This is a genomic window from Methylobacterium brachiatum, assembly GCF_020523825.1.
Lineage (GTDB): Bacteria > Pseudomonadota > Alphaproteobacteria > Rhizobiales > Beijerinckiaceae > Methylobacterium > Methylobacterium brachiatum.
The window spans coordinates 59,527-80,324 of sequence record NZ_JAJALK010000009.1 but is presented as its reverse complement, the minus strand read 5'-3'; the positions used below and the strand labels follow the sequence as shown (position 1 = coordinate 80,324).

Sequence of the window (20,798 nt, the reverse complement as noted above, 5' to 3'; positions counted from 1 at the left end):
CTCACTCCACCGTCAGGCTTGGGATGCAGGTGACGAAGCGCCCGCCCCATGCCCGGATGCCTTCCATCTCCTGCATGATCTCGGCCTTCAGGTTCCACGGCAGGATCAGCACGGTGTCCGGGCGCAGGGCGAGCAGCGCCTCGGGCGAGACCACCGGGATCCGGCTGCCGGGCAGGAGCGTGCCCTGCTTGTGCGGCGAGCGGTCGGCCACCGCCGCGACCAGTTCCGGGCCGATGCCGCAATAGTTCAGGAAGGTGTTGCCCTTGGCCGCCGCCCCGTAGGCGCAGACGCGCCGGCCCGCCCGGCGCTCGCCGATCAGGAACTCCAGGCTGGCGCATTTGATCTCGACCACGGCGTCGGCGAACCGCGCGTAGCCGTCCGCCGAGAAAAGCCCACCCGCCCGCTCGTCGGCGAGTACCGCCGCCACGGCGGGCGTCGACGCGTGCGGGCCGTCGGCGTGGCAGAAGAACACCCGCAGCGAGCCGCCGTGGGTCGGCAACTCCTCGACGTCGAACACCCGCAGGCCCGAGCGCTCTAGGATTCCGGAGACCACGCCGAGCGACAGGTAGGAGAAGTGCTCGTGATAGATCGTGTCGAACTGCTTGTGCTCGATCATCCGCAGCAGGTGCGGGAACTCGAACGTGCCGGCCCCCTCGGGCTTCAGCAGCACCTGGAAGCCGGCGACGAAGTCGAGGATGTCGGGCACGTGGGCCAGAACGTTGTTGGCCGCCATCAGGTCGGCGCCGTGGCCCTCCGCCTTCAGCCGCTCCGCGGTGGCGCGCCCGAAGAACGCGACCTCGCTCGGCACGCCCTTCGCGCGCGCGACGGCGGCGACGTTGGCGGCCGGCTCGACCCCCAGCACCGGCACGCCGCGGGCGACGAAGTACTGCAGCAGGTAGCCGTCGTTGCTGGCCACCTCCACGACCCGGCTGTGCGGCCCGAGCCGGAAGCGCTCGGCCATGGCGGCGACGTAGCTCTCCGCGTGGCGCAGCCACCCGGCGGAGAAGCCGGAGAAGTAGGCATAGTCCGAGAAGATGTGCTCCGGGCTCTCGAACGCTTCGAGCTGCACCAGCCAGCAGCGCTCGCACACGAAGGCGTGGAGCGGATAGGCCATCTCGCCCTGTCCCGCGCGCTCGGGCGGCACGTAGGAATTGGCGAGCGGCGACAGGCCGAGATCGGCCACGGTGCGGGCGAGCGGCGCGCCGCAGGACCGGCAGCAGGCGCGGGGCGCGGGGGCCGTGAGGGTGTCCGTCGCCGCGCTCATGCCGAGTCTCCCACCCAATGTCCCGCCACGTTGTCCGCCGAGTCCCGGTCCCCGGACACCGCCAGCGCCTCGTAGCGCCCGATCTGTTCGAGGGTCAGCGCCGCGGCATCCGCGCCCTGCGCCTGCGCCCGGTACCACGCCCCGGTCCAGTCCAGAGCCTCGGCGAGCCGCAGGCGCCGATCCCAGGCGAGATGCGCGCGCGCCTTCGAGGCGTCGACCTTGAGGAAGGTGGCCTCGTGCGGGTGCGTGCCGGCGGCGAGCCGCCAATGTGCGCCCGCGCCCCAGCCCCGGGCGAGGCCGGCCACCACCGCGGAGACCGGCTGGCAATCCGCGTCGGCCGGGCCGAGGTTCCAGCCCTCGGCGTAGCGAGCCCCGTCGTCGCCGCACAGGGCCTCGGCCAGGCGCAGATAGCCCGAGAGCGGCTCCAGCACGTGCTGCCAGGGCCGCACGGCGCCCGGCGCGCGGATTTCCACCGGCTCGCCGCGCCCAAACGCGCGGACCACGTCCGGGACCAGGCGATCCAGCGACCAGTCGCCGCCGCCGATGACGTTGCCCGCCCGCGCGCTGGCGACGCGCGCCGGATGGCCGCTCGCGCCGAAGAACGAGGCGCGATAGGCGCTGGTGACCAGTTCGGCGCAGCCCTTCGAGTTGGAATAGGGATCGCGCCCGCCCATAGGCTCATCCTCGCGATAGGCCCAGACCCACTCGCGGTTCTCGTAGGCCTTGTCGCTGGTGACGATCACCACCGCCTGGACCGTGGGGCAGGCGCGCACCGCCTCCAGCAGGTGGACCGTGCCCATGACGTTGCTGGCATAGGTGCCCACCGGATCGGTGTAGGAGGGCCGCACCAGGGCCTGGGCGGCGAGATGCAGGACGATCTCGGGCCGCGCCTCGGCAACGCAGGCGGTGAGCGCGGCGAGGTCGCGCACGTCGCCGATCCGGCTGTCGATCCGCGCGGGCAAGTCGGCGAGCGCGCACAGGCTCGGCTCGGTCTCCGGCACCAGCGCGTAGCCGGTGACCCGGGCCCCGAGGCGGGCGAGCCACAGGCTGAGCCAAGCGCCCTTGAAGCCGGTATGGCCGGTGACCAACACGCGGCGGCCGGCCCAGAAGCCCGGATCCGGGTTGCGCAGGGTCATCGCACGCCCCCCATCACCACATCTTCCAGGGGGCGGCCTTCGCGGCCCAGAGCGCCTCAAGCTGGTTCTTGTCGCGCAGGGTATCCATCGCCTGCCAGAATCCGGCGTGACGGAAGGCCTGGAGCTGTCCCTCGCGGGCCAGCCGCTCCAGCGGCTCGTTCTCCCAGACGGTGGCGTCGCCCGACACGTAGTCGAGCACCTGCGGGTCGAGCACGAAGAAGCCGCCGTTGATCACGGCGCCGTCGCCCGCGGGTTTCTCGCGGAAGCTGCGGATCGCGTCGCCCTCCAGTTCCAGGGCGCCGAACCGGCCGGGGGGTGCTACGGCGGTCAGCGTCGCCATCCGTCCGTGGGCGGCGTGGAAGGCTGCGAGCGCGGTGAGGTCGACGTCGGAGACGCCGTCGCCGTAGGTCATGAAGAACGGCTCGGCCCCGAGATAGGGACGCACGCGCTTCAGCCGGCCGCCGGTCATGGTCTCGGGCCCGGTCTCGATCAGCGACACGCTCCAGTCCTCGGCGCCGGAGCGGTGGAACTCGATGTCACCCGAGCCGGTCGCCACCGTCACATCCGAGAGGTGGAGACGGTAGTTGAGGAAGAATTCCTTGATCATGTACCCCCGGTAGCCGAGGCAGATCACGAACTCGCGCACGCCGTGGGCGGCGAAGCCCTTCATGATGTGCCACAGGATCGGCTGGCCGCCGATCTCGACCATCGGTTTCGGGCGCGTCCCGGTCTCCTCCGACAGGCGCGTCCCGAGCCCGCCCGCCAAGATCACCGCCTTCATCGATCCCTCCCCGGCCATCCCGTCGCTTCCCTCGGGGCGGCAGCCCGGACGGCAGCGAGGGGGGCGCCTCGACCGCCACGCGGCGACCGACCTCCCACACCGACACCGCGCGGCTTACGCGCGAAGGCCGATGCTGTTCAAGCCGCCGCCCGCGCAGCCCGCCATCGGGACCGCGACCTGGCCCGATCACGGGGGCTGCTGTGCCGGCCTCGCGGCGCCCGCCCGATCGCGGCCGGCCGTCGCCATCGGCGCGCTCACGCGGTCCGCCCGGGGCGATCCCGATCTGGGTGGCCGCGGATCCCCGGCCGGACGGAGCGCGGTGGCCCGTGGGCGTCGATCGCACCCTAGATCTGCCGGCTCGCCGCCGCCATCCGCCAGCGCGCCGGTCCCGACCCCGTCGAGCCCGGCGGGGAGCTACGCCTCGATCACCGTGGCGGGGATCGCACGGCCCCAGGATGCGAGGGTGACCTCCGCGCGGGCACCGGAGCCCAGCGCCTCGTAGCCGCGGGTGTAATTGTCGTGCACGAGGAGGTTGGCCTGCGCGCCCTGCCGGGACGTCTCGCTGATCGGCCAGAGCGGCGGCGCGTAGCCGCGGCCGTCGGCGCCGACGATCAGGCAGGTCAGACCCAGGGCGAGGACCCGCCGGGTCAGGCCGTCGGGGCCGCTCTCCGCGAAGAAGGCGTCGAGCTTGGTCGCGATGGCGTAGGCGCCGAGCAGCGCCACCGCGTGCTCGCGCCGCATCGCGAAGGCGTTCGTGCGCAGATGGGGGTTGGGAAACGCCGGAAACAGGCGGTTGATGTAGCGCAGGCTCTCGAACGAGCCCGTGGCGCCGACCATGCCGACGCCGGGCATCTCCAGATTGCGCAGCAGCTTGGCGAGCCAGGACGGCGCGTTGAGTTCGGCGTTGGTGTTGAGGAAGCAGACGTGATCCTCGCCGACGCTGCGCAGGGCGTCCGCGTAGGCGCCGAGGTCGAAACTGAGGTCGTCGGTGTCGATCGCCGTGAAGGGCACGCCGTCGAAGATCTCCTCCGCGGCCGCCCGCTGCGCCGCGTCGGCGAAGCCCTTGAAGATCACGTAGAGCCGGTGCGCGTGGCCGGCCGGATGCGCCCGATAGGACGCCACGAACCGCCGGAACCGTTCCGCGTGGTCGGCGTCGTAGCCGCGGGCGAGGTAGATGACGGCGGCGGTCCGGATCGACATGGTCTGCGGGCGGCTCCGACGACGGGGGAGGCCGCGCAGCGTCGGTCGCGGCCACTGCGAGGCTGATAAAGCTTGCCGAGCGGCATGACGAGGGGGCGCCGGCCAAATCGGTGAGGCCGCGTCGCAGACGGCCGCGCCGGGCCCGGTCCCCGTCCGAGCGATGACGGGCGTCTATGCGGGCCGCGTGTTTGATGCATGCGCAAGCCCGGGACTTTCGCGGATGCGAGCGACGAGGAACCGGGCCCGGCTGTCCTCGCCATCGACCGCCCGGACGGCGGCGTCATCGTCCGAGATCGAGGCCGGGCGGGACAGGTGCGACCGCGGCTCGACCGCGCAGAGGACGCCGCGAACGGGCGGTTGCGACCCCGGGGGCCGCGGTGGGACAGCCGACGGCATCCGCCCGAACCCGGAGCCAGCAGCCCGGATCGCTCCGCCGCTGCGGCGGGGCTGGGGCGCTCATCCGGTATCCGGCGATCCGGGCGGACGCGTGCCCATCGGCGCGCATGCCGTCCGCACCTGCCGTCCGCCCATCGCTTCGCCGCGCCGCCCATGAGCGCCGGGGGCGGCGCGCGATCCGTCAGCGGCTCGGGATCGGCGGGATCGCATCACCGCACAGCCCGTCGTGAGACGTCCGCGACTGCGCGGCGGCTCGGGGCGGCGTGAGGGCATTCCGGTATGCGGGATGCCGGTCAAGGGCCCCCGGGGACGGCGCCGGTTGCACGGTCCCGGGCGGCCAAGCCGGGCGAGCGAGATACCCGCTCCCGCGCCCGACGATTGCGGTGTCGGCCGGCGGGGCACTAAACGGGTCTCGGCGCATCTCGCGCGCCCGGAACAGGCTGGCATGACGGTCGAGATCCAAGGCAACCTCAGCGCCAACACCATCGTGTTGTCCGAGAAGTTCCGGCGCTACTCCACCGGCAGCATCCTGTTCACCGGAGAGGGCGCGCGCGTCGAGATCGACGGGCCCGTGACCAGCGGCGACGTCTCGCTCACCGTCGGCTCCCACGCCTCGATCACGATCGGCCCGGATTGCGTGATCGGCCGGCTGAGCCTGAGCGCGTTCGGCGCGGGCGCGCGCATCGACGTCGGGCGCGAGGTCGGCTTCGCGGGCGCGGTGAGCCTCAGCACGCACGAGGGCAGCCAGATCAGCATCGGCGCGCGCTGCCTGATCGCGGGCGACACGGTGTTCAGCACCTCAGATTATCACACGGTGTTCGACGTCACCACGGGCGAGCGCATCAACCAGGCCGCGGATATCCGCCTCGGCGAACACGTCTGGGTCGGGGCGCGGGCGATGGTGCTGAAGGGCGCGAGCATCGGCCACGATTCCGTGGTCGGCGCCGGTTCGATCGTCACCGCCGGGTTCGGGCCCAACAGCCTGATCGTGGGCAACCCGGCCCGGCTCCTGCGCTCGGGCGTCGGTTGGCGGCACTGACGCGCGCCGCCGCGAGGGTGGGCCGGGCGATCCGAATGCTCGGCCGGGCCGGTAGCGCTCGGGGTATCGCCGGGCTAAGGGCTGGGGATTCGAGCGGGCGCGCGCCGGCCTTCGCGTCGTCGCTCACGCGGGGGGGGCTGGTGGAGCGGATCGGCACGGCCCGCTTCGGTGGGCCGTGGCGACGAGGGAGGGCGCGTGAGGGGCAAACAGGATCGGACGGGGATCATCCGATCGGAGGGGGGCGTCTGGACCGGCGCCGCGGCCGCTCCGGCCACAGGCGTCAGCGGCGCGGCCCTCCGATGATCCGCCATACCTTGCTCCTGCGGTTCGGCGCCGGGGCAGCCCCCCCGGAGCGCGATGCCGCGCTCCAGTCGCTGATCGCGCTGTGCGACCGGGTCGGCGAGGTCGCCTCCTTGGCCTACGGCCCGGATGTGGATCCGCGGGCGCGGGACGACTTCACGCACGCCTTCGTCGTCGTCTTCGGAAGCGAGGAGGCGCGCGACGCGTTCCAGGCCCTGGCGGGTTACACGGCCGCGCTGGAGCGGCTATCGGAGGTCGCGGAGGCCGTGCAGGTCGCCGACTAGCGCGCTAGCGGCCGAAGTGGGCGCCGGTTCGGGAACGCGGGGGTGTCGCGTCACGGGATCACAGCCGTTCGCGGGGCGGCCGGGGACGGGTCCGGGCAGGCCGCCTCGCTCGGTCCGTGAGCTGTTCGCTCAGATCCGGTCGTCGAAGGCCAAATTCTCCGCCGGATACTCGATCATCAGCCGGCGCTGAGCCTCGGAGTTCGCCCAGTCACCGATCTTCATGTACCCGCCCCCGACGTCCCGGACCTCGATGGCCTGGCCCACCGTCTCGATCGATTGAAAGCCCTGCGGCCAGTTGCACGAGAAGTAGAATACCTGCTCCACGCGCGCCGATATGTGGCAGACGCCGGGGCCGAACGAGCCGAAACCGAAGACCAGGTAGCGTCCGTCGGCGATGGCCGCGACGTCGTCCACGAGCGTGCCGCTCTGCGTCGTCAGCGCAAGCCCGGCGCCCGCGATATAGGCCTCCAGTGCCGGGATCACCGGGTTCGCCCGGTTCTCGAACACCAGCTTGACCGATCGGATGCGGCCCTCTCGCCACAGGCGCTCAATCACCATCCGGTAGAACGCCAGCGGCGGCTGCGGGTAGTTCGGGTCGATCCAAGTGCTGAAGATGTCGCCGGAACGGATATGGATGATGAGCTGATCCTCAGGCTTGGCCGGGAACACCGCCGGCAGGCCGTTGAACACCGGCCGGATGTAGCTGTGGACGATCTCGCGCATCGGTAGCGGGTCGCGCGCCGCGACGAGGGGCTGGAACGGCGTGTCGAAGAACATCCCCGACAGGAAATAGCCGTCGTCCGGCAGCGGCCCGTCGGCGGGGATGAACGTGATCTCTCGACAGGTCAGGGGTTCGCGCAGGAAAATCGCCTGGCTCCGATCGACCTTCGGGATCTTGATGAGCCTCAACCCGAGTGCGCGCGCGACCGAGATGGCGATGGCGTACTGCACGAGGCAATTACCGAAGGCGCCGTTCTCCAGGAGCGCGATGCCAACGAGCGCCTTCGATCGCGGGCGCTCGGCGCTCACGAGGCTGTAGGAGGTGTGCAGCACCGCGCCCGGACGTTCGTGGAGGATGTTGAAAGCGACGCCGAGCCGGGCGCGGAGGCTGATCAGGTCGAGCGCCGCCGCCTCGCACCAGACCTGCAGGCGCGCGTCGTTCGACCCGACCCCGGAGGGGAGCGTGGCGCGGACGTGGCGGGCCCAGCCGGCCGGCCCGGCCCCGACGCGCGCGCGGATCGCGCCGTCCGCGGCGATCTGCGACGTGGTCTCCGGCTCCGACCAAGTCCGCCCGTCGGAGGAGACCGCGAGCCGCAGTGCATCGCCCTCCCCCGGTCCGACCGGGCTCACCGAGACCGCGTGGATCGGGAAGCGCGCGCCGAGGTCGACCTGAAGTGTGAGCGTTCGGTCGGCGCCCGCCGGTGCCTCCCCCTCCCCCTCGGGGAAAGCCGGGGTAATCCCACCTGACGAGCGGGCGACCACCCCGGTGATCGCGAGATCGATCAGGTCCCCGCTTCGATCGGCTGTCGCGGCCATACCTTGCACCCGTCCCCAGCCCGCGCCACGCGCGCCTTCGGTCGCCTAACGGTCCAAGCCTCGGTGAGGCAAGCCGCCCCCGGGTGCAGGACCGTATTGACTGCCGGAGCACGGGGCGGTTGACCGCGCGCGCGCCACCTGCTCAGACGCCTGCGATGACCGCGCCCTTCGACGATCCAAATCTCTTCGTCAACGTCGCCCTCGGCAAGCCGGCGACGCAGAGTTCACGGCCTGGATGGTGCTCACTGGAGCCCGACGGGCTCGTAAACGGCGATTTCGGCCCGGAATACAATGCCCACACCGACGCGGACGAGCCGGCGTGGTGGCAGGTCGATCTCGAACGGCGCTTCCCCCTATCGGCGATCGTCGTCCACAATCGGCGCGAGCACGCCCGGGAGGCCGCCCGGTCCCTCCGGGTCGAGGTCTCGGAAGACGGGTCGAACTGGACTCTGATCCATGCCGGGTTGACGCATTTTCGGGCGCGCGGACAGGCGATCCCTCTGCAGCTCCCCCTCGCCGGCCTGGTTTGGGCGCGCTTCGTCAAGGTGTCCCTCGACGAGCGCCAGCCCCTGGTGCTGAGCCAAGTCGAGGTCTTCGTCGAAAGGTCGGCCTACGAGCTGATCGGCCTGCGCGAGGACCTCGGCCTCGACGTCCCGCTGCTGGCCGAGGTGCCTGGAGCGGTCGAGCAGATGAGCTACGCCCTCGTCGGCGCGCCGGGCACCCGCGACGCCCCGTTGATCGGCGTGTCGCTCGTACTCAACGGCGCGCTCGGCAACGGCCTGATGCAGCACACGATGGCGATCGCCGTCGCGCGCAAGTTCCGCCTTCGATACTTCAAGCTCGCCACGCGGGACACCAGCGGCGTCATCGCGCGCACCGAGCCGGTGGACCTCGGCGGCCTGTCCTTCTTGCCGAGTACCCATCCGCTCCCCGCGGGCGGCTGGTTCCTAGAGGGCTACTTCTGGGAATTGGAGCACCACGCGCGCTTCGCCCGGGATCTGCTCACGCCGAGCCAGAGGCGCGAAACGGTGCGGACGATCATCCACCCGCTCTACAATCTGTTGCCGCCGGTGTTCGCGCCTAAGCCCGCGGACGAATTGATCGTCCACATCCGCTCGGGCGACGTGTTCAGCACCTGGGTCAACGCGGCCTACATTCAGCCGCCGCTGGCCTTTTACACCCTCGTCATCGACCGCTTCCTGCAGGCCGGCCGCATCACACGGGTCAAGTTGGTCTATGAAAACCGCTTGAATCCGGTGATCGACGCGCTGGAAGCTCACCTCGCGGCGCGCGCAATCCCGTTCTCGGTGCAGAGCGGGACCATCGTCGAGGATACCGCCGCCCTGGTGAATGGGCGGCACCTCGTCTTCGGCTTCGGGACGCTGGGCCCGGCGATCTGCTACCTGTCGGACGCCGTCGAGACCGTGGTGTCCTTCTCGAACGGCCACGATCACGGCTTCCGGGAAATCCCGACGGTGGGGAACGTGGTCGAGGTGTTCGACGCGGGCGACTACATCCGCCCGGGCAGCTGGAACAACTCGCCCGAACAGCGCCGGATGATGGTCGAGTATCCCGAATCGAGCCTGCGTATCGAGGGGACGATCTGATCCGATCCGGCGCCGCGCATTCGAGCCCGCGGCGATGCGCAGGGCCCCGGTCCGGCCTCCGATCTCGGCGCCCGAGTTCGACTTGGCGTCCCCGTGCCCGATCGGGCGTGAGCGAAGGCGCCCCGATCACGGGCCCCCGCGGTGGGCGAGCGGCCATCGCGCCACCAACGGGTTCAGCTGGCTGCCCCCTGGGCCGTGTGGCTCGATGTGGGTCAGAACCAGGGTGGCCTCCCGGCCTCGCAGCGCGCGTACTCGACGATTTGGACGGCGGTCGCGGGTTCGGACCTGAGTGCTGGGCGTGTGCGCGCATGGGGGGCTTGCGCGGTCGAGCGGCGGCTTGGTTTCGCGAGGCGTCGTGGCGCAAAATGCCCCTGGCTCCCCTATCGCCTGGACGCCGTATCGTTTTGCTGGGCCATTCTCTCGATGCCGACGGCGAGCACCCTCGCGATCTCTTCATCCCGCCTCGAACCCCGACCGATCTCCCGGCAGAACGAAGCCGCTTGGCGCAGTCCCTCGCTGTGGGCTGTGTCCAAGGCCACGATGACGGTGTTGATCGTGCTCGTTCGCTCCGCATCGCTACCCCTCAGTTGGGGCAGCAGGAAAGCGATGAGATCGAGTTTCCACTCTGCTCGGATCTCAGGTGCGTCCATGCTCATCCCTTCACCGGGTGTGACAGCAAGACCGCGGTGCGCGCACCATGTCGCGCTGGCGCTGGTCCCGATCGGTGAGCGGGGCGTCCTGTAACGCCTTGTGGCTCGCCATTGCCGCCGCACGGTCGAGGGGCAAGCCATTCGCCAGCAGGTAGGCTTCCTTGGCGAGCTCGGTGAGCACGGCATTGACCACCGCGGTGACCCCGCCGCCCGTAACGTCAGAGGCGTTCCGCGGCGCCAAAACGGTCGGGTTCCTAGTCATGGTGCAGAGCTAAGGCAGCGGGATGGGGGTGTCTATCGCTCCTCTCGGTTCCCTTGTCCGAGGCGGGGACGCACCCCTCGCAGGACGAAGCGCCCTCTTCGCATGTTCGATCCGAGGTCAACGGCCACACCCGCTCCGCCTTGTCGGGCGGCCGCGCTCGCCTCCTTGGACGGCTCGATCACAGCGGGCGGCATCCCGGGGGCGCCGAGCTTGACGCATCAAAGCTTTAGGCCGAAGTGGGACCAGGAAACCTCATACGGAATCAGTGGGTATTTTGCCCCTCATGATCGTTGGATCGGCGAGAAGCAAAATCTCTCGGAGATCAGTTGGGTTTGGGTTTGGTGCGGTCGTGGGCTTCGGGGCTGACATCACGCTTGCATCCATCAGCATGCTCGTGGATTTCATATTCCCGCAGCCCTCAACACTTTCTTGAACTGTGCGCGACCGATTCGACGCCTCCTGCCCTCTCGCGGTAGAGGTTCGCCATGGCCTGGAACCCCAATGTCCCCGACCTCTTCAAATCAAAGGACGCCATCGACGAGGAGGTGAATGCGGCGGTCGACGCGGTGCTTGCGAACGTATCGCATGCCCCCCGTGCTCTGGCCGACGGATGCGTCCACGACCTCAAGGCAGCCATTCAGGCCAGCACTTTCGCTACCCTAATTCTCGCCGACGTCCATGCGACTCGACGGCAGAAGCAGCATGCGGCGCGCACCGCAATCCTGCTGGCGCACCCGGTGATGGTATGATGACCGACGAGACCGACATCGCTCAGGGGTCCGTTCCGCCGATCGGATTGCTTATCCGTAACAAGCGACGCGAACTTGGCCTGTCTCAGGATGATCTTGCTCATCAGCTCGGCGTTCCTCAGGGATCGATCAGCAAATTGGAGCGCGGACTCGGAGGTGGACGGCACGCCCGCCGTATTCTGAAGGCGCTGATGCCCGAGCGTTTGGACGACGAAGACTGCCGGATGACGGTCGCGTCTGGCTCGCCGCATGTTTGAGGATTCGGCCCCGATTGACGAGGCAGCTGCAGCCCTGAAGGTCTCCGGTGTCAAGATCGCACCGACCGGCGAGGAGCCGAAGCACCGTCGGATCGGTGATTTCATCCGGAGCGATGCCGATGTGTGGCGCCTGGCCGCGAAACGGGGTCTGGTCGAGGCTGACCCGCGGTAGCTCGGCCCCATGCCGCCCGAACGCCCCGACCGACAGCACGTCACTGCCCTCCGCGCCTGCGGTCACCACGCTGGGAACGGGATGCGAGCAGCAGCCCACCGTAAGTCGAGCTTGCGCTCGCTGACCTCGGCCTCGTCGAGGAGCGGACGCGGATTGGGCATCGCGAGGCGCGGTGGTTTTTGACGCAGGCCGGAAATGATCTGCTGGATCAGATCGGGATGGGCGAGCCGCAGGAACCCTAACCGCCCTTCACCGCAAACTCCCAAATCGGCGGGCCCCACTCCTGGCCCTGCTTGTCCCGGCGTGCTGCAGTTCGCTCGATCACGATGCGGTCGGCCCCGACGCCATGAACCCGGTCGCCAGCGATCATCAGCGCTCCGCAATAGCCGACGCGCAGCGTGCCGTGCTGAGGATGGACGCCGAACAGCTGCCGAGCGATCCAGCCGTGCCGATCAGCTTCGGCGCCGAACCGGTCGCAGAAGTCGAGGGCTGACTCACGCAGCTTCGTCCATTGCATCGGCGTGAGGTCGCGGCAGGTTGATGCGCGCTCGGAGATGCGTTCGCGCTTGTCGCGCCAGGTGGCGACGGCGGGCAGGAGATCTGAGATGGCCCGGCGGTAGGAGTGCGGCCTCAACGATGGGTTCGCGGGTCCCCTCGGTCGGCGTATGCGTGGCGCCGAACAGGAGAGCCGCCGTGGCCGAACAGGCATCAAGCTTCATGCGGGACTGGATCGCCGCGAACATCCGCAACGATCCTTCCCAGCGGGACAGCGGGCTTGATGAATGGGTAACCAAGGAGATTGGACGCCTGAAGGATGCCGCACGTGCGGAGGGTGTCGACCTCGACGATCCTGAACTGGATGAGAGCCTGCTGCGTGATGAGATCACCGCTGCGATCAAGCGGATCGCTCAGTCCTAATCCGGCGGGGCTCGCTGACATCCGGCCGAGCTACGACTGGAGTTGCCTGGTGCGGGCTGGACCGGCTCGTTGGCTCCGCCGCCCGATCTGATCACGGGCTGGCGGGGGGGCATGCCACCCTTCATCGCAGGTGTAACCTCCGGCTTGCCGTGGCTGATTTGGCCCTTTCGATTTGAAGGCGGAATATCACACCTAACATCGGCTTCACTTGGCCGGCGGATCGTCACATGATCGAGGGCGTCCTGCCTTCGTGGTGCCGTGATTATCCTCCGTGATCTCTCGAAGAACGGAACTGAGTAGGGTTGGAGAGAAGGAATGGCACCGAGCCTTGCGCGAGCTGTAGGCGTGGCGCGCACTCTGAAGACGGCCGCGCTCAACTTGGCGCTCGGACGCGACGATGCGCTTCCGGTCACGCCGGAGCTGAGCCGGGGCCCATCTCATAAGGTCGATGCCGACATCCCCGTCGACATTGGCTGCATCAAGCTCTTCCGCGCCGAAAGCTTCCCCGAGTCCGGACCGAGCCCGTGGCTTGATCAGCCCGACGCACGCGACATCATTGAGCGGCGCCTATCTCGCCGGGAGATCACACCCAGACAGGCGGAAATCTGCCGGTACTGGGAAGCGAACGGCTACCACGTCCTGCGTGGCGCGATCGATCCCGACACGATCGACGAGGCTTGGGCCGCCTACGAGGCCGCGATCGTTCGCGGCGATGTCACCCTAGGGGCAGAGAAAGCCGCGGAGGACGATCCTCACCCGGGCCGCTACCTGAACCCGCACCTGAAGGTGGAAGAGCTCGATCAGCTCCTGAAACACCCGGTGCTGGTCAACTTCAGCAGTATGGTGTTGGGTCGACCGGCGATCCCGTTTCAGACCATCGCGTCTCACAAGGGCAGCCAGCAATCCGAGCATTCGGACTCGATCCATATGACCACCTACCCGCTCGGGTATTTGGCCGCCTGCTGGATCGCCATGGAAGACATCCACGCCGATGCGGGACCACTGGTCTATTACCCCGGTACCCATCGCCTGCCGTACCTGTTCAGCCACGATGTCGGCATCTCGACGGACGACTTCCGTGAGCGTGGCTACAGCGCCTACTCGGAGCACTATGAGCCTGCGATCAAAAGCGAGATCGCTGAGCACGGAGCGAAGCCGGCGCATTTCACGGCGCGCAAGGGCGACGTGCTGTTCTGGCATGCGAACCTGCTGCACGGCGGATCGGCCCGGGCCGACATGCAGCGCTCCCGTAAGGCCCTGGTGCATCACTACTTTGCTGAAGGCTGCGTCTGCTACCACGACTTGTCGGCGTCGACCTCGGCCGTGCACGGTCCGGTCGAGAGCCTGCCGACCTGCGGGGCCTCAAGCCCTGACATCAAGGTGCGCAATCAGATTGCGCGGTAGCGCCGATCCCATCACCGGCTTGGTCCCACCGCCTGCTGCCTCCGAGGATACGCGATGATGTGTGAGCGTAGGCTGATCGGCGCTGGCGATGTCCGATTGATGCGTGGGAGGGCTAGGCGACCAGCCGAGCCTTCGCTTCGTGAATTAGGTAGCTATCGCGATCGTTGATATCGCGGATGATCGGGCACGTCTTACAGGGTGCAGGTGGATTCGCGGAGTTCACCGACCAGCGCAGCTCCTGGTAGCGTGGGCCGTTCCAGATCTCCTCCATCGTGTTCTCATGCAGATTTCCCATCTTCAGGCCGGGCACGCAGCAGGCGAGCACGTCGCCGTTGCCCAGCACGCCTGCCCCATACCATGGTATGGAGCATGGGAGGCGTCCGACGACCCTCTTTGTCGTGAACGGCTCCGGTATGAACAAGTGACTAATGCCTAACTCGTTTGCCAGCGCGATGCTTTCTAGCCGGACCGCGTTGAAGCGTTCGCGCTCGTGCCAAAGCGATTCCTCCGCCATCTCTGGTGTGAATGGCATCAGATGGCGGGCGTAGACAATCTCCAATCCTAACGAGTGCGCGAGGCGCAGGAAGTCGGGGAACTCATCGAGGTTGCTGCGCATCAGGGTGAAACTGATGGCGATGCGGTGCGTACCGCCGAGACGGCCTCGCGCCTGCACGGCGGAGCGGATATTCTCGATCACCTTGGCCAGCGGGGGGGCCCCCTTGCGAACGCGCCGGAACGTCTCCTCTGTTGCTGCATCCAGGGAGATGCTCAAGTGATCCAGCTTTGAGCGTGCCAAGCGCTCGCTGACTTCCGGGGTGAGGTGCGAGCCGTTGGTATCGATGACGAATGACACGTCGAGATCAATCAGAAAGTCGAGCTCGCCGCCGAAGCGTGCGTCTGCCCAGAGGATGTCACCGCTATAGTCGCTGGCGATCTCCTTAAGGTGCCCGGCGGCGACCCACGAACGGATCTGATCTCTTATCGTCTCGGGCAAGCGTTTGACCGACTTGCGCGTCTCCTGCGAGATGCAGTGCGGGCAGTTGAGATTGCACTGCGTTACCGGGCTCCACATAAGATGCGTTGGGACCGGCGTATCGGCCAGCAGAGGGGCGTAGGCGGTCCGGGCGCGTAGGCCATATTCCAGTTGGTGGTACTGCCGGCTGTATAGCGCGACGTGTCCAGGCAAGCGTTCCGTCCCACTCGACATCCATGCCGTGGCGGCCGCGCCGGGCTGGGAGCCGATAGCTTCAATCGTCAGGACGAGCAGGTCACCCGCGCGGACATCCGGCTTGGGAAGATGCAGCGTGACGTACATATTGTCGTCGATGTCGTCCTCGGTCAGCGTCAACGCGACGAGGAGTTCTCCATCATCGTCCCCGAGGGCGTTGAAGTAGCTGCGCCGGCGAGATCCGAAGAGGGTAGTCCATGAACGCATGCGGGGCCTGAGGTCGCGCTTCACCCGGCGCAGACGTAGCGTTACCGCGCCCTCTGGTTTGCGGCCCCAGGTGGCCAAGATCACCGTCACCGTGGATAAAGCGTCAGCCTCGGCGCGGAAAAACTGGGTCAGGGTTAGGCCTGGCACGAACTCGTCTGCGGGCCTCTCGGTGCTCATCATCTCTGCGCGTCTCGTATCGGGCGGCGAGCCATTTGTTGGTTCGTCGCATCGTCGTGCCTGCCCAGGCAGACGACACTTCGAAGGCACGGCCAACCTTGGACCATCAACCAGAAGCTGAAATGTGGTCATAAGGTTGTCAACGCGTAAACAGCTCGATCCCGGGCTCGGCCCCACCCCGATCTGCTCACGGCCTGGGGGATTGTCCGATCTCACGAGCGGTTAAACCCATCCGCACCGCTATTCGTGATGCGCGTTGGTCCCAAGCGGTTACGGCGCGGGGCTGCTGGGGCAGCGCTGACAGTTCCAGGTGGGGACCGGTCGCTCAAGCGGCGCTACAGGCGAACTCTGGACTAGCCACGTTAGCATTTCAGCGCGCGAGCTGAGCAGAATGGCAGGCGGCTCGCCGGTGATGAGGCGCCAGCGTTCGACGAACACGAGAACCGGCAGTACGGCCAATGCATCCACGCTAGAGGTTAGGCCGTTCTCTGGCGTCTGCGCGGGGGTACCCATGGGCCCTGAACGGGCGCTCCACTCATACGGCTCATTCCTCTGTCCGAGATGGTGAAGGGGGTGTTCCGGCAGCCGGTCACGGAAAAGCCCGCGCCGGCGAACCGGGCGAGCTGAGTTTGCCTTCGAGCGTCCGCGGATGTGCACGAGTTGCCACGACAGTACGAAGGGTCACAGTAGCCGTTACCCACCGCACAATAGTTACCGCCCGGTCCACCAGATCAGCGAAAATATCCAGCGGATATTAAAAACATTTCTCTGCTAAAGCCATTATTATAAACTGATTATTAAAATGGCAGCATATGATATTGTTGACGGATCGATGTTTTATTTTGGATTTAATCGTCGTATTGTGTAAGATGCGTCCGAACAAAACTCGCTAATTAATTAAACTATTCCAATCTCAAGCTAGGGTTGATTTCGCGCTTCGAAGTGAATTTTTATTTGATAGTGGTTATTTTAATGCCTCCCTGTCGTTGAGGCAGCACGATGAACTGCTATCTCGGACGCTCGCAACCTTATGAAGCGCATGGTCGGCGAGATGGATTATAGGCAAAAGCAAGCCCGCCGCGGCACTGAGCCGGGCGGGCTTGCTGATCGACAGGGGCGGTAGATCAACACAACGCCATGAGCGCCTGCAGACCGCTGGCCTGATCGGCATAGCGATGCGCTTCGCCGACGATCGCGCCGTTCCCATCGGTGATGTACCAGCCGCTGTGAACGGCGCTTCCAGCCTTCTCGTGGAAATCGATGTAGGTGACTTTCAGCATCGAATGGATCCTCGGATTGCGCGTGGCTGGACAATCCAGGCTGGCCTTCGGTCGTTCCGACAGCAGCGCTTGGCGCCTAAAAAAGCCCCGCCCGGCGGTTGCCGGCGGGGTTGAAGGGGGGCGCGGGAAGCATCGCGAGCGGCGGATCAAGTGCCAGGCTTCAGGCGCCCTCGTCGGGTGCGGTCGGCATCGGGCTACCGTTCTGCATGCAGAGCCGTTCGAGCTCCTCCGCGTCGGCCTGCCACCGATCGCGTCCCTTCTCCGCCTCGGCGAGTTGCGCGCCGCTGTGGCTGACCCGAACCCAGTCGAGCCATGTCCTCCGCCCGTTGCTCTCGGAACTCGGTGAGCACCTGGGCCAGCTCAACGGATTCCTGACGCGCCGTGGCTGGGCTGGCCCCCCGCTACTAGGACGGGAACGGCCGGCGTCAGGGCTCGGACGGCTTTGCTCCGCACGCCCCTGCGCGGTTTCCCCTCTGCTTCGGAGGCGGGGCCGGCTCCCCACCGCGCCACTTGGACAGGGCGTCTTCCAGAGCGGCGCGCAAGTTAGAAACCACGCCGCGGAGCTTTGCGATCTCGGCGCTCTGCTTCTCGATCTGACCGCCCTGCTTCTCGATCACCTGTACAAGCTGAACACGGCGGCCTGCAGCTCGCGCACGAGGATCTGGAAGCCCGAGATGCCGGTGAGTTCCGTTTGGGCCTCGACCGCATGGGCGTCGGCTCGGTTGTTCGGTCGGGTGGCCAAGTCGGTGAAGAAGGCCCCGACGATGCCGGTGAACGCCGAAACTACTGTCGTGACGAGCGGCTCCCCAATCCACGCTGGATCCCCCTGTCGTCCCGGGCAGCCCGGAAGATCCGCGAGATAGGGGCGATGGCCACCACGGTAACGGTGACGGTGACAGCCGCCGTAAGACCCAGGATCACAACCTTCAGGCGATCGACCGCGACGAACAAGGGTCACAGCGCTCATGGAGAGGTCGAAACCAATCAGCAGGAACGTGGCGCCATAAACCGAGCGGCGTTGGCAGTCATCGTGATGTGCTTCCAGCGCCGCCACATCAGGGTGGCGCCGGTCGACATGCAGGCTACCGACGTCGTGGCCCAGACGGATACGAACAGCACATCATGATCGGGTCGGAAGCCAGCGCGTAGGCGCTGGGCCGGTGGTGGCCGACGCCGAGCGCGCACAGGATCCAGGCCAGCCAGTCGGTCATGACCCCACCACCGCGATATCGAAGTGAGCGACCGGGGCCGCCCATTCGCGATTGGCGCAATGGGACACGATCGAGATGGAGACGTGCCAGCGCCCGACCCGCACGGGATCCGGTAGCGGGTTGTCCGGCGCGACGATCGGGTAGGCGCGCATCTCGTCGAGCACAGTGGACCGACGCAGGATGATCACGGCCGGCGAGATCGAGGCGGCGCTCCCGAACACCGTCACGACTTCGCCGGCACACGCCGCATGCCGCTCGAAATCGTAGACGTAGCGATAGCGGCCCAAGTACGGGACACGCATCGTCGGGAAGGGCAGCCCCTGGCCCGCCGATGGCGCGGGACGGGCATCCAAGATCGCGATGGGATCGCCTCGGTTTCCGGACCCCCGGTTCGGACCACGAATTCTGATCGCCCGGTGCGCCGGTGCGGGGCGGCCCGGAGAACGCTCAGCTCCATCCAGTCGCCGGAGCCTCGTCGCGGACGGGCTCAAACGCCGGTGAGAGCGGACGCTCCGCCGCCCCGTCAGCAGATCGATGTGGGGGCGAGTGGCCCGGTGAGCCGGAGGCCCGGCGCGAGCCAAGCGAACGACTGCGCCATCGCGCGATGGCCGGGATCACCACCGGCGGCTCGGTGGCGCTTTCTCACGACCCGCAGTCGCTGACCGACCCGAGGGACCGGGATCGGTCAAGTCGGCTCTCGGCGGCGATGGATGCTCGCGACAGGTCGCCCGCCACCGAAGCCGACGCACGCCACCCCCTCGGCTGATCCGCCCGCCTCGACGCTTGCCGGAAACGAAGCGGCCTCCCGACGTCGTTCTTGCCCGGGAACCGGCACGCTCCACGATCGGGATGCACGTCGTCGGTTCGGGCGACAGAACCGCCGGGATCCGGATGCATGTGTCTTTGGGCGGACGGACCCCACGCCGGGACGGAGACGTCGGCGCCCCCCGTGACGCCTCTAGGCCGAGGTCATCACCATCAGCATGCGGGCTGCGGTCAGGATCTGCTCGTCGGAGCCATTCGGCATGTCGGCCACCACCGTCTCGATGATGCCGCGTGCGATGCCCTCATAGAGGCCGAGTTCACGGGCGAAGCCGCTCAACTCCGTCATGATGCGATCGGCGACCGCCTCGCGTTCCGGATCATCCAGTTTCAACGCTGCACCGACTGCACCGGCGGGATCGCGATACGGGTCATGGCGTGCTTCCAAGCCGGCCGGTAACGGCGCCGGCGTCCCTTCAACATCCGTCCCTCGCGCGGTGAGGTCAAGGCCGGCGGCCTCGACCCCGGTGGGGTGCGACCCCCATGTGCGTGCCGGCTGCGATCGCCCGACCGTCGGGATCGCCATGGCACAATCGGAAACCCGCGTCGCCATCGGCGTCCGCAACAGCGCGATCGAGGCGGGCGGAGCGCTCAAGCGTGTGTCGCGCCGCGTGTCGGATGGCCGAACCGCGGGGGATCGTGGGTCGGGTCTTGGCGATACGATACCGCGCGGGGCGCCGGATCGCCCCTCGCGACGTCGGTGGGCTTTGGGCGCACTCGCGCGGGGCGACCTCGGGCCGAGGCCGGCGTCTCTGGCGGCGGTGGTACGGGCGAGCACGCCTCGGGCGGGCGCAGCGCGCCGGTCCGGACGACCGCCATGGCGGTGAGGTCTGCGACGTGCCGGCGCTCGCCGCCTCCCGGCACCGCGACGGGCGGGGACAGCGGTGCGGCGTGCGATCGACGGATACCGCCAGCGATGCCCGGCCAGCGCTTGGCGGACCAGCACCGCGCGGACATCGCCGCCGGTGCCGTCTGATCACCTCGACGTCACCGGGTTGGGACTCACGGGCCGGGGGGCGGGCTCGATCGCCATCGCGCAGCCGACCGTTCGGCGACCGGGAGCGGCAGGATAGTGAGAGCCCGCGCGGTCCGATCCTCAGGCGCCCGGTATCAGCGACTGGATCGGGATCAGGTCCGGGCGGTATTCCTGCATCCCGCCGGCGATCCGCTCTTCCACCGCGTCGAGGAATTTCTCGGGGTCGGTGATCGAGCACTGGCGCAGGTCCCAGAAGGCGTAGCGCCACCAGCGCACCGCCAGGTAGCGCTCAATCAGTTTGTCGGGAAAGCGCATCTTCACGACCCGGGCCGGGCTGCCGGCCACGATCGCGTAGGGCGGCACGTCCTTGGTCACCACCGCCATGGCGCCGATGATCGCCCCGTCGCCGATGGTGATGTCGGGCATCAGGAAGGCGCCGTGGCCGATATAGACGTCGTTGCCGATGCGCACCCGCTTGGGCCACAGGTAGGGGCCGCAGATCTCGTAATCCTCGGCGCGCGGGTCGAGGCGGTCGAACACGGCGGAATGGTGCGTGTAGAACAGCGGCGAGGTCGAGCCGCAATGGACCGGGTGGCTGCCGCGCCCGACCTGGACGCTTTCGCCGATCGAGCAGTAGCGGGCGATGTCGGCGCCGAAATAATAGCCGCTCACCGCGTAGGAGAACGCCCCCATGGTGAGGCAGTAATCGATCCCCATCCACTTGATGCTGCAGGGCGGCTCGAAGGTGCAATCCTCCGGCAGGCCGAACGGGGCCGGGTGCAGCACCGAGATGCCGCGCCGGAGCATCTCCTGCTTCATGTCCTCGTTGACGGAGATCATGCGGCGTCCTCGCGCGCGGCAAAAGCGGGATCGGCGCGGCCCTGTCCGGAGCGGGCTTGCCGGTTTGATGGGCGATGAGCGCGGGCGTCATGCGCCCTGCCC

Annotated in this window: 22 protein-coding genes; 8 read left to right on the top strand and 14 right to left on the bottom strand. The window is 67.9% G+C overall.

The window, feature by feature from the left end; genetic code table 11:
- Position 1: 1 nt before the first annotated feature.
- The 4 genes from LGR69_RS19675 to LGR69_RS19660 all read right to left on the bottom strand — a co-directional run bounded on the left by LGR69_RS19675 (position 2) and on the right by LGR69_RS19660 (position 4,381).
- Complete coding sequence (locus LGR69_RS19675) at positions 2-1,264, bottom strand: class I SAM-dependent methyltransferase (protein ID WP_007558910.1); 1,263 nt, start codon at positions 1,262-1,264, stop codon at positions 2-4.
- Positions 1,261-2,400 (bottom strand): CDP-glucose 4,6-dehydratase, encoded by a 1,140-nt coding sequence (gene rfbG / locus LGR69_RS19670; protein ID WP_230367075.1) that lies wholly within the window; start codon positions 2,398-2,400, stop codon positions 1,261-1,263. The genes LGR69_RS19675 and rfbG overlap by 4 nt, the downstream gene beginning before the upstream one ends.
- A 13-nt stretch (positions 2,401-2,413) precedes the next feature.
- Positions 2,414-3,181, bottom strand: coding sequence for a glucose-1-phosphate cytidylyltransferase (gene rfbF / locus LGR69_RS19665; RefSeq protein WP_230367074.1), 768 nt, complete (start codon positions 3,179-3,181; stop codon positions 2,414-2,416).
- A 414-nt stretch (positions 3,182-3,595) separates the two neighbouring features.
- Positions 3,596-4,381: a hypothetical protein gene (locus tag LGR69_RS19660; RefSeq protein WP_230367073.1), complete on the bottom strand. Its 786-nt coding sequence runs from the start codon at positions 4,379-4,381 to the stop codon at positions 3,596-3,598.
- An 841-nt stretch (positions 4,382-5,222) separates the two neighbouring features.
- On the opposite strand from LGR69_RS19660, the gene LGR69_RS19655 reads away from it, so the two are divergent.
- Both LGR69_RS19655 and LGR69_RS19650 read left to right on the top strand, forming a co-directional pair.
- Entirely contained in the window at positions 5,223-5,816 is a 594-nt protein-coding gene (locus tag LGR69_RS19655; protein WP_007558918.1) for an acyltransferase, read from the top strand.
- 299 nt (positions 5,817-6,115) lie between these two features.
- Positions 6,116-6,400 carry a Dabb family protein gene (locus LGR69_RS19650; protein WP_230367072.1) on the top strand — a complete coding sequence of 95 codons (285 nt, stop codon included), beginning with the start codon at positions 6,116-6,118 and terminating at the stop codon, positions 6,398-6,400.
- 129 nt (positions 6,401-6,529) lie between these two features.
- Here LGR69_RS19650 and LGR69_RS19645 read toward each other — a convergent pair whose 3' ends face one another.
- Positions 6,530-7,936, bottom strand: coding sequence for a discoidin domain-containing protein (locus LGR69_RS19645; protein WP_230367071.1), 1,407 nt, complete (start codon positions 7,934-7,936; stop codon positions 6,530-6,532).
- A gap of 155 nt (positions 7,937-8,091) precedes the next feature.
- On the opposite strand from LGR69_RS19645, the gene LGR69_RS19640 reads away from it, so the two are divergent.
- Positions 8,092-9,543 carry a discoidin domain-containing protein gene (locus tag LGR69_RS19640; protein ID WP_230367070.1) on the top strand — a complete coding sequence of 484 codons (1,452 nt, stop codon included), beginning with the start codon at positions 8,092-8,094 and terminating at the stop codon, positions 9,541-9,543.
- A gap of 380 nt (positions 9,544-9,923) precedes the next feature.
- On the opposite strand, the gene LGR69_RS19635 is transcribed toward LGR69_RS19640, so the two are convergent.
- A complete protein-coding gene (locus LGR69_RS19635) occupies positions 9,924-10,193 on the bottom strand; it encodes a hypothetical protein (protein WP_230367069.1) in 270 nt (89 codons plus the stop codon).
- Positions 10,194-10,203: 10 nt separating this feature from the next.
- Positions 10,204-10,455: a hypothetical protein gene (locus LGR69_RS19630; protein ID WP_230367068.1), complete on the bottom strand. Its 252-nt coding sequence runs from the start codon at positions 10,453-10,455 to the stop codon at positions 10,204-10,206.
- Positions 10,456-10,940: 485 nt separating this feature from the next.
- Here LGR69_RS19630 and LGR69_RS19625 point away from each other — a divergent pair, with 485 nt between their 5' ends.
- The 3 genes from LGR69_RS19625 to LGR69_RS19615 are packed head-to-tail and all read left to right on the top strand — an operon-like array spanning position 10,941 to position 11,633.
- A complete protein-coding gene (locus LGR69_RS19625) occupies positions 10,941-11,204 on the top strand; it encodes a hypothetical protein (protein WP_230367067.1) in 264 nt (87 codons plus the stop codon).
- Complete coding sequence (locus LGR69_RS19620; RefSeq protein WP_230367066.1) at positions 11,204-11,461, top strand: helix-turn-helix domain-containing protein; 258 nt, start codon at positions 11,204-11,206, stop codon at positions 11,459-11,461. The genes LGR69_RS19625 and LGR69_RS19620 overlap by 1 nt, the downstream gene beginning before the upstream one ends.
- A complete protein-coding gene (locus LGR69_RS19615) occupies positions 11,454-11,633 on the top strand; it encodes a hypothetical protein (RefSeq protein WP_230367065.1) in 180 nt (59 codons plus the stop codon). The genes LGR69_RS19620 and LGR69_RS19615 overlap by 8 nt, the downstream gene beginning before the upstream one ends.
- Positions 11,634-11,871: 238 nt before the next feature.
- On the opposite strand, the gene LGR69_RS19610 is transcribed toward LGR69_RS19615, so the two are convergent.
- On the bottom strand, positions 11,872-12,267 hold the full coding sequence (locus LGR69_RS19610) for a hypothetical protein (protein WP_230367064.1): 396 nt from the start codon (positions 12,265-12,267) through the stop codon (positions 11,872-11,874).
- Between the two features lie 59 nt (positions 12,268-12,326).
- Here LGR69_RS19610 and LGR69_RS19605 point away from each other — a divergent pair, with 59 nt between their 5' ends.
- Together LGR69_RS19605 and LGR69_RS19600 are read left to right on the top strand one after the other, a co-directional pair.
- Positions 12,327-12,551, top strand: coding sequence for a hypothetical protein (locus LGR69_RS19605; RefSeq protein ID WP_230367063.1), 225 nt, complete (start codon positions 12,327-12,329; stop codon positions 12,549-12,551).
- Positions 12,552-12,896: 345 nt separating this feature from the next.
- A complete protein-coding gene (locus LGR69_RS19600; RefSeq protein ID WP_230367062.1) occupies positions 12,897-13,955 on the top strand; it encodes a phytanoyl-CoA dioxygenase family protein in 1,059 nt (352 codons plus the stop codon).
- 112 nt (positions 13,956-14,067) lie between these two features.
- Here the strand turns inward: LGR69_RS19600 and LGR69_RS19595 are convergent, their stop codons facing one another.
- The 6 genes from LGR69_RS19595 to LGR69_RS32075 all read right to left on the bottom strand — a co-directional run bounded on the left by LGR69_RS19595 (position 14,068) and on the right by LGR69_RS32075 (position 20,696).
- The gene (locus tag LGR69_RS19595; protein ID WP_230367061.1) at positions 14,068-15,570 is read right to left on the bottom strand and encodes a radical SAM protein; all 1,503 of its coding nucleotides are present in this window, start codon (positions 15,568-15,570) and stop codon (positions 14,068-14,070) included.
- A gap of 1,121 nt (positions 15,571-16,691) precedes the next feature.
- On the bottom strand, positions 16,692-16,847 hold the full coding sequence (locus tag LGR69_RS19590; protein ID WP_230367060.1) for a hypothetical protein: 156 nt from the start codon (positions 16,845-16,847) through the stop codon (positions 16,692-16,694).
- A 613-nt stretch (positions 16,848-17,460) separates the two neighbouring features.
- On the bottom strand, positions 17,461-17,901 hold the full coding sequence (locus LGR69_RS19585; protein ID WP_230367059.1) for a hypothetical protein: 441 nt from the start codon (positions 17,899-17,901) through the stop codon (positions 17,461-17,463).
- A 153-nt stretch (positions 17,902-18,054) separates the two neighbouring features.
- Positions 18,055-18,411, bottom strand: coding sequence for a hypothetical protein (locus LGR69_RS19580; RefSeq protein WP_230367058.1), 357 nt, complete (start codon positions 18,409-18,411; stop codon positions 18,055-18,057).
- A gap of 605 nt (positions 18,412-19,016) precedes the next feature.
- Positions 19,017-19,406, bottom strand: a complete 390-nt coding sequence (locus tag LGR69_RS19575; protein WP_128754930.1) for a hypothetical protein — start codon at positions 19,404-19,406, stop codon at positions 19,017-19,019.
- Between the two features lie 570 nt (positions 19,407-19,976).
- Positions 19,977-20,696: a CatB-related O-acetyltransferase gene (locus tag LGR69_RS32075; RefSeq protein ID WP_007559416.1), complete on the bottom strand. Its 720-nt coding sequence runs from the start codon at positions 20,694-20,696 to the stop codon at positions 19,977-19,979.
- Between the last annotated feature and the right edge of the window lie 102 nt (positions 20,697-20,798).